General features: G+C 70.9%; 5 protein-coding genes. All 5 read right to left on the bottom strand.

What is annotated here, in order from left to right; translation table 11 throughout:
* Window positions 1–144 precede the first annotated feature (144 nt).
* Window positions 145–1,614 (bottom strand): choice-of-anchor M domain-containing protein, encoded by a 1,470-nt coding sequence (locus tag ACXAHD_RS31075; RefSeq protein WP_281551423.1) that lies wholly within the window; start codon window positions 1,612–1,614, stop codon window positions 145–147.
* A gap of 94 nt (window positions 1,615–1,708) precedes the next feature.
* Window positions 1,709–2,626 (bottom strand): anchored repeat-type ABC transporter permease subunit, encoded by a 918-nt coding sequence (locus ACXAHD_RS31070; protein WP_281551424.1) that lies wholly within the window; start codon window positions 2,624–2,626, stop codon window positions 1,709–1,711.
* On the bottom strand, window positions 2,626–3,402 hold the full coding sequence (locus ACXAHD_RS31065; protein WP_281551425.1) for an anchored repeat-type ABC transporter ATP-binding subunit: 777 nt from the start codon (window positions 3,400–3,402) through the stop codon (window positions 2,626–2,628). The genes ACXAHD_RS31070 and ACXAHD_RS31065 overlap by 1 nt, the downstream gene beginning before the upstream one ends.
* Window positions 3,399–4,277, bottom strand: coding sequence for a choice-of-anchor M domain-containing protein (locus ACXAHD_RS31060; RefSeq protein ID WP_289213630.1), 879 nt, complete (start codon window positions 4,275–4,277; stop codon window positions 3,399–3,401). Before ACXAHD_RS31060 ends, ACXAHD_RS31065 begins: the two co-directional genes overlap by 4 nt.
* Window positions 4,278–4,332: 55 nt before the next feature.
* A complete protein-coding gene (locus ACXAHD_RS31055; RefSeq protein WP_353850258.1) occupies window positions 4,333–5,916 on the bottom strand; it encodes an anchored repeat ABC transporter, substrate-binding protein in 1,584 nt (527 codons plus the stop codon).
* Between the last annotated feature and the right edge of the window lie 170 nt (window positions 5,917–6,086).

Genomic DNA, 6,086 nt, shown 5'->3' with positions numbered 1-6,086 from the left:
AAACACGATGGGGGGGGAGGGGGGTTGGGGGAGGGGGTGGGGGGGGGGAGGGGGGGGGGGGGGTTTGTTTGGGGGGGGGGGGGGGGGGGTTGGGGAGAGGAGGTGCCATGTTTTCTCCCCCCGGCCCGTTCCCTGGTGCGATCCTCAGATCGCGGTGAGGGTGAGGGTCGCGGTGTAGGTGCCGGGCACGGTCTCGGTCGGCAGGCGCAGCTGCAGGCCGGCCGACAGGGTCGCGGTACCCCGGCCCACGCCGGTCGGTGCCGAGCCGAGCACGGCACTGCTGCCGAGTCCACCGCCGACGCCGACGACGTACGGCTCGACGACCGGGCCCGCGACGACGCCCTGACCGGCGGACTGGTCGACCACCTGCGGGGTCCAGCCGAGGTAGCCGGAGCTGAAGGTGGCACCGTCGGGTCCGGTGAAGTTCTCCGGCAGCTGACCGGAGGCGCTCCAGCCGGGAGTGCCGGCCCGGGTGTCGGTGACGGTGACCGGGCGCAGGCTTCCGGTGCTCTCCCAACTGTCACCACCGCTGGTCAGCTGCGCCGGCGGCAGGACAACGCTGCGGTCGTCCGGGTCGACGCTGATCACCAGTGCGCCCTGGGTGGGATCGATCGACGCGGTGATGGTCTGCGAGGCCTCCGGGTCGGTCGGGGTGAAGGCCACCCAGAGCCAGACCTCCGCGCTGGTCGCGACGACGCTGTGGTTGTCGTCGTAGAGCTTCACCTGGTATTCGCAGGCGTTGAGCTCACGGGTGGCGGTGAAGCTGTAGGACGCGCCGGCCTCGCCGGCAATGATGGCGAAGTCGTCGCTGCCGGGGCAGCGGCTGAACCAGTGGTAGTGGTCCAGCTCGGTCTGCGGGGTCTGCACCGCCTGCAGTGTGACGGTGTCGCCGGGCTGGTACTCGTCGGCCATGCCGGCGATGCTCAGCACGGTCTCGGGACCGGTGCCGTCGAGCTCGCCGACCACGAACGCGTAGTCGACCGGGCCGGTGCTGACGGTCGTGCCGTCGGTCAGCGTCGCGTCGGCCTGGAAGGTCAGCGTGTAGGCGCCCAGCGCGCTGAACGCCCAGTTGGCGTGCGCGTGGGTGCGGATCGGTACGTCGATGGCGTCCGGCAGGCCGTCGTCGCTGCGGAACTTCATGATCGGGCCGCCGAAGCTGTCCTGGGTGAACACCCAGACGTTTCCTGGTCCGGTGACCTCGACGAGGCTCAACTGGACCTTGTCGCCGGCGAAGACGCCGGAGCCGAGGGTGGTGGTGTTCCAACCGGGCCAGAGCAGCTCGGGGTCCTGGGTCAGCGGCAGCAGCCAGATCTGCGATCCGGCCGGCCCGAGGAAGGCGAACCGGGGGTCGTCCGGCACCGTCATGGCCGCTTCGGGCAGCACCTGGAAGGTCACGTCCGCCGGATCACGGTTGACCGACGGGCTGACCGTGTCGTCGTGGACCTCCAGGGACAGTTCGCCATCGTGGTAGTGGACGTCGACCGCGTCGGTGTGGCCCTTGGCGAGCACCACCTTCTCGGCTGCGGCCGCGGCGGTCGGCACCAGCAGTACGCCGCCGGCGATCACCGCCGCACCGGCCAGGGCCGCGAGCCTGCGGGCACCTGTCGTTCTCATCGTTGTTCCTCCCCTCGCCCGCACCGCGGACCGGTGCGGGACGTGGTCGTGACGGGGCGGAAGCCCCACCGCAACGTAACGACTATCATTTTCATTAACCTATCGGCCGTTCGGCCACCTCTGTCAGCACCGGTGTGACCTGCGCCTCGTCGGGCCCTGCCGGCTGCCGCCGCCAGCGGGCGACCAGACCGTGCCGCGGGGCCAGGAACCAGGCCAGCAGGAACACCGCCGTCGCGACCAGCACGATGGTGCCGCCCACCGGCAGGTCGTAGCTCCAGGACAGGTACAACCCCACCAGCGCCGAGCCGCCACCGATCAGCGGGGCGAGCAGCATCATCACCGCGAGCCGGTCGGTCAGCAGCCGCGCCGCCGCCGCCGGCGTGATCAGCAACGCCAGTACCAGAATGTTGCCGATCGTCTGCAGCGAGATCACCACGGCGAGGGTGACCAGCACGTACAACACGATGTCCAGCCAGAACACCGGCAACCCGACCGACCGGGCCGACTCCCGGTCGAGACTGACCGCGACCAGCTCCTTGTGCAGCAGGAACAACGCGGTCAGGATGGCCAGCCCAGTGAAGCCGACCGTGTAGAGATCCCGGTCCGGAATGCCGGTGATCGAACCGAACAGGAACTGCTGCAGCGAACCGGCGTACCCTGGTGCCTGCGAGATGATCACGATGCCGAGGGCGAAGGCGGCCACGAAGAACACTCCGATCAACGAGTCCTCCTTGACCCGCCGCCGCTGCGCGAACACCGCGATCAGCAGCGCGGTCACGATCCCGGCGACCGCACCGCCCAGCACCAGGCTGCCCTGCAGCACGAAGGCGACCGCCAGCCCCGGGAACACCGCGTGCGCCACGGCGTCACCGATGAACGCCATCCCCCGCAGCACCACGTGGCAACCGACCACCCCGCAGACCACACTGGACATGATGGCGATCAGCAGCGCCTTCGGCAGGAAGGCCAGATCCGGGTTGAACAGGTCGGCGACGAACTCGGTGACCGGCATCAGCCGCTCCCCTCGCCGACCCCGACGGGCATGGTGCCGGCGCCGACGATCCGCAGCAACGGCGACCGTTCAGTGATCCCGAACGTACGCATCCACAGCCGCGGATCCCGCAACTCGGTCGGCTTGCCCTCGGCGATCACCTGCCGGTTCAGCAGCACCAGCCGGGAACAGGCATCCATCGCCCCGATCAGGTCGTGCGTGGTCATCAACAGCGGCGTACCCTCGGCCGCCAGACCGGCGAACAGCTCACCGAGCAGCTCCTGGGTCGGCATGTCCAGCCCGGTGAACGGCTCGTCGAGCAGCAGCAACGCCGGCTGCAGCGCCAATGCCCGGGCCACCAGCACCCGCTGGCGCTGGCCGCCGGACAACTCGGCGACCGGCCGACGACGCAGGTCTCCCAGGCGTACCCGGTCGATCGCCTCGGCGGTGGCCCGCCAGTCGGCCCGCCCCGGCCGGCGCAGCAGCCCGATCCGACCGGTCCGGCCGCTGAGCACCGCCTGCTCCACCGAGATCGGGAACTCCCAGGCGAACTCGTGCCGCTGCGGCACGTACCCGATCGCGCACCGCCCCGGCCGGCTCGGCACCCCGTCGACCAGGATCCGCCCGGACCGGGTCCGGATCAGCCCGAGCACCGACCGCAGCAGCGTGGTCTTGCCGGCCCCGTTCGGCCCGATCAGCCCGACCAGCTCCCCCGGGTCGACGTGCAACCGCACACCGCGTAGCACCGGACGGCCGCCGAGGTCGACGTCGAGATCGTGTACGGCGAGCGCGGTCATGAGGCGACACGCTCCTGCTCGACCCGGCGGCGTACCGCCCGGCCGCGCAGCACCACGACGACCAGCGCAACCGCCAGCACGACCGCGGCCAGCACAAGGCCGCCGAGCAGCCAGGGGCCGGTGCCGTCGCCGGTGCCGTCGGCTGCGGCCCCCTGGCCGTCAGCACCGTCGGAGGCGACCGGCGCGGCCGCGACCTCGTCGGGTTGCGCGGCGAACGCGTCGTCGGTGCTGACGGCGTCGCCGACCGCGAACCGCAGGTGCCGTACCGCGCTCACCTGCTCGCCGCCGACCAGGTCGGCGCTGACCCGGACGGCGACCAGGTACACGCCGGGGACGGTGAACACCCAGTTGGCGTGGGTGTGGGTGTTGACCTCCACCCACATCGGCTGGCCGGGCGGCTCGGTGGAGCGCCACAGCACCTGCGGTTCGCTGAACGTGCCGGCCTGCAGATACATGGTGACCTCGCCAGGTCCTTCGACCCCGGCGAGCTCCAACGTCACGCCCCGGTCGATCGTCTGCATCACCCGTGGGTCCTGGGTGTTCCAGCCGACCCACACCACGTCGGGGTGCTGCACCTGCGGCACCACGTGCACCTCGGTGCCGGCCGGCACGTCGAGGAAGCCGTACACCGGATCATCCGGCACGGTCTGCAGCGCGGCGTCGGTGACCCTCAGCACGGTCCGGTCCGGATCCCGCCACACCGGCTGCGCCGCGTCGTCGTGCAGCAGCAGGGTCCACTCGTCGTCGACGTAGCGCGGTCCGATGTCGACATGACCGGCCGCCAGCACGGTCATGTCCGCGGCGACCGGCTGGTCCGGGGCGATCGACTGGTCCAGTGCCGGGTCGGGCGATGTCGGCTGGGCGGCCAGCGTCATCGCCAGCAGCGCGGAGACGGCCGTCGACAGGCCGATCGACTTCACTGATGCCTCCTCATGGTGCCAGACAATCGAGCAGCGACTCGGCGTTGAACCGCATCAGCTCGACGTAGCTGGTCACCCGGTCGTCAAAGGTGTCGCCGTAGATATCGCAGACCCGTACGTCGAGGTCGTCGGCGAGTTCGGTCAATGTCGAGGACCTCGACCGCAGGTTCGGCTCCAGGAACACCGCCGGTACCCGCAGGTTGCGGATCGTCTCGGTGAGCCGACGCCGGTCGGCCAGGCTCGGCTCGGCCGCCGGGTGCGGGCTGACGAAGCCGGAGATCTGCACGTCGTACGCGGCCCCGAGGTAGCCGAACGCGTCGTGAGTAGTGATCAGGTGCCGCCGGGCGGGCGGGATCCGCGCGATCGTGTCACGGACGTAGTCGTCCAGCGCGGTCAACTCGGCGATGTACGCCGCCGCGTGCCGCCGGTAGTCGGCGGCACCGGCTGGGTCGACGCCGATCAGGGTGTCGCGGATCAGTTCGGTGTACGCGATGACGTTGCGGACGTTCTGCCACAGGTGCGGGTCGATCTCCCCGTGCACGTGCTTGCCGAGCACCGCCTGCGGCAGTTGGAAGATCTCGGTGCCCGGTCGGCCGAGGAAGCGGAAGTCCCGACCGGCCGGCACCTGGGCGAGGGCCTTGTTCGGCACCTCGATGACGGTGTCGGCCGGATCGTGCACATGCTGATGGGCGTCACCGGCGCCGTGCGGGTCGGCGAACAGGTACAGCGACGGCTCGCCGCGCGCCGCCGCGTCGAGGTCGACGGTGATGTCGGCGTGCCCGCCGCGCAGTACGTCGGCCCCGGCCATCCCGGGCACGCTGTGCGGATCGACGCCGACGGCAAACGTGAAGGTCTGTTCCCCGAGGGCGACGGGGCGGCTGTCGGTGGTGACCGCCAACCGTGCCGACATGGTGAGCCGGTAGACGCCCGGCTCGGTGAAAGCCCAGCTCATGTGGGTGTGCGCGTCGGGCGGGAGGGTGGCGGTGTCGTCCCGGTAGCCGGTGGCGGCGTCGAAGCCGTCGGCCGAGTCGAGATAGACGGCCGGGTTGCCGAACGACTCGGTGAGGTAGGCCGCCATGGCGCCGGGGCCGGTCACGTTGGTGCTCTGCAGCAGGATGTCGGAGACCCGGTCTGCACCATAGGTCCCGCCGGTGCCGCGTACCCGCATGCCGAGCCAGATGGTGTCGAGCGAGAAGTCCTCGACCAGCGGGATGATCTCGGCGGCGTACTTGATCGCCCCCTCGGCGAGCGAGATGTTCGGTACGCTATCCGGCAGGTTGGCGTCGAGCGCCTTGATGATGGCGTGCTCCTCCAGCAGCAGGTAGTTGCTGAAGGCGACGTCGGCGTAGACGACGTTGCGCACGTCGCGCAGCGACGGCTCGTACGAGTGGGGGTCGGCACCGTCGGGGACGAGCGAGGCGACCGCGACGCGGTCCCCGCCGACGTTGTCGACCAGGTCCCGCAGAATGCCGGTGGTGGTGACGACCTGGAGACGGTCGTCAGCGGCGCTCAACGTCTCGGGGACGACACAGGCCGCCAGGTTACCAAGACTGACAGCGAGCAGCGCCGACCCGATGAGCCACCGTGCGCGCATGATCCACCCCACCTTCCGTACGCCCTGCGCCCGCGCACCGCACGCTAGCACGCAAACGATAACCGTTGTCATACTCGATCCGGCGTGGGGGGGGGGGGGGGGGGGGGGGGGGGGGGGGGGGGGGGGGGGGGGGGGGGGGGGGGGGGGGGGGGGGGGGGGGGGGGGGGGGG

Source organism: Micromonospora sp. ABR4_055 (assembly GCF_056160425.1).
The sequence above is the reverse complement of the archived record's forward strand: the minus strand, read 5'-3'. Positions and strand labels throughout refer to the sequence as shown.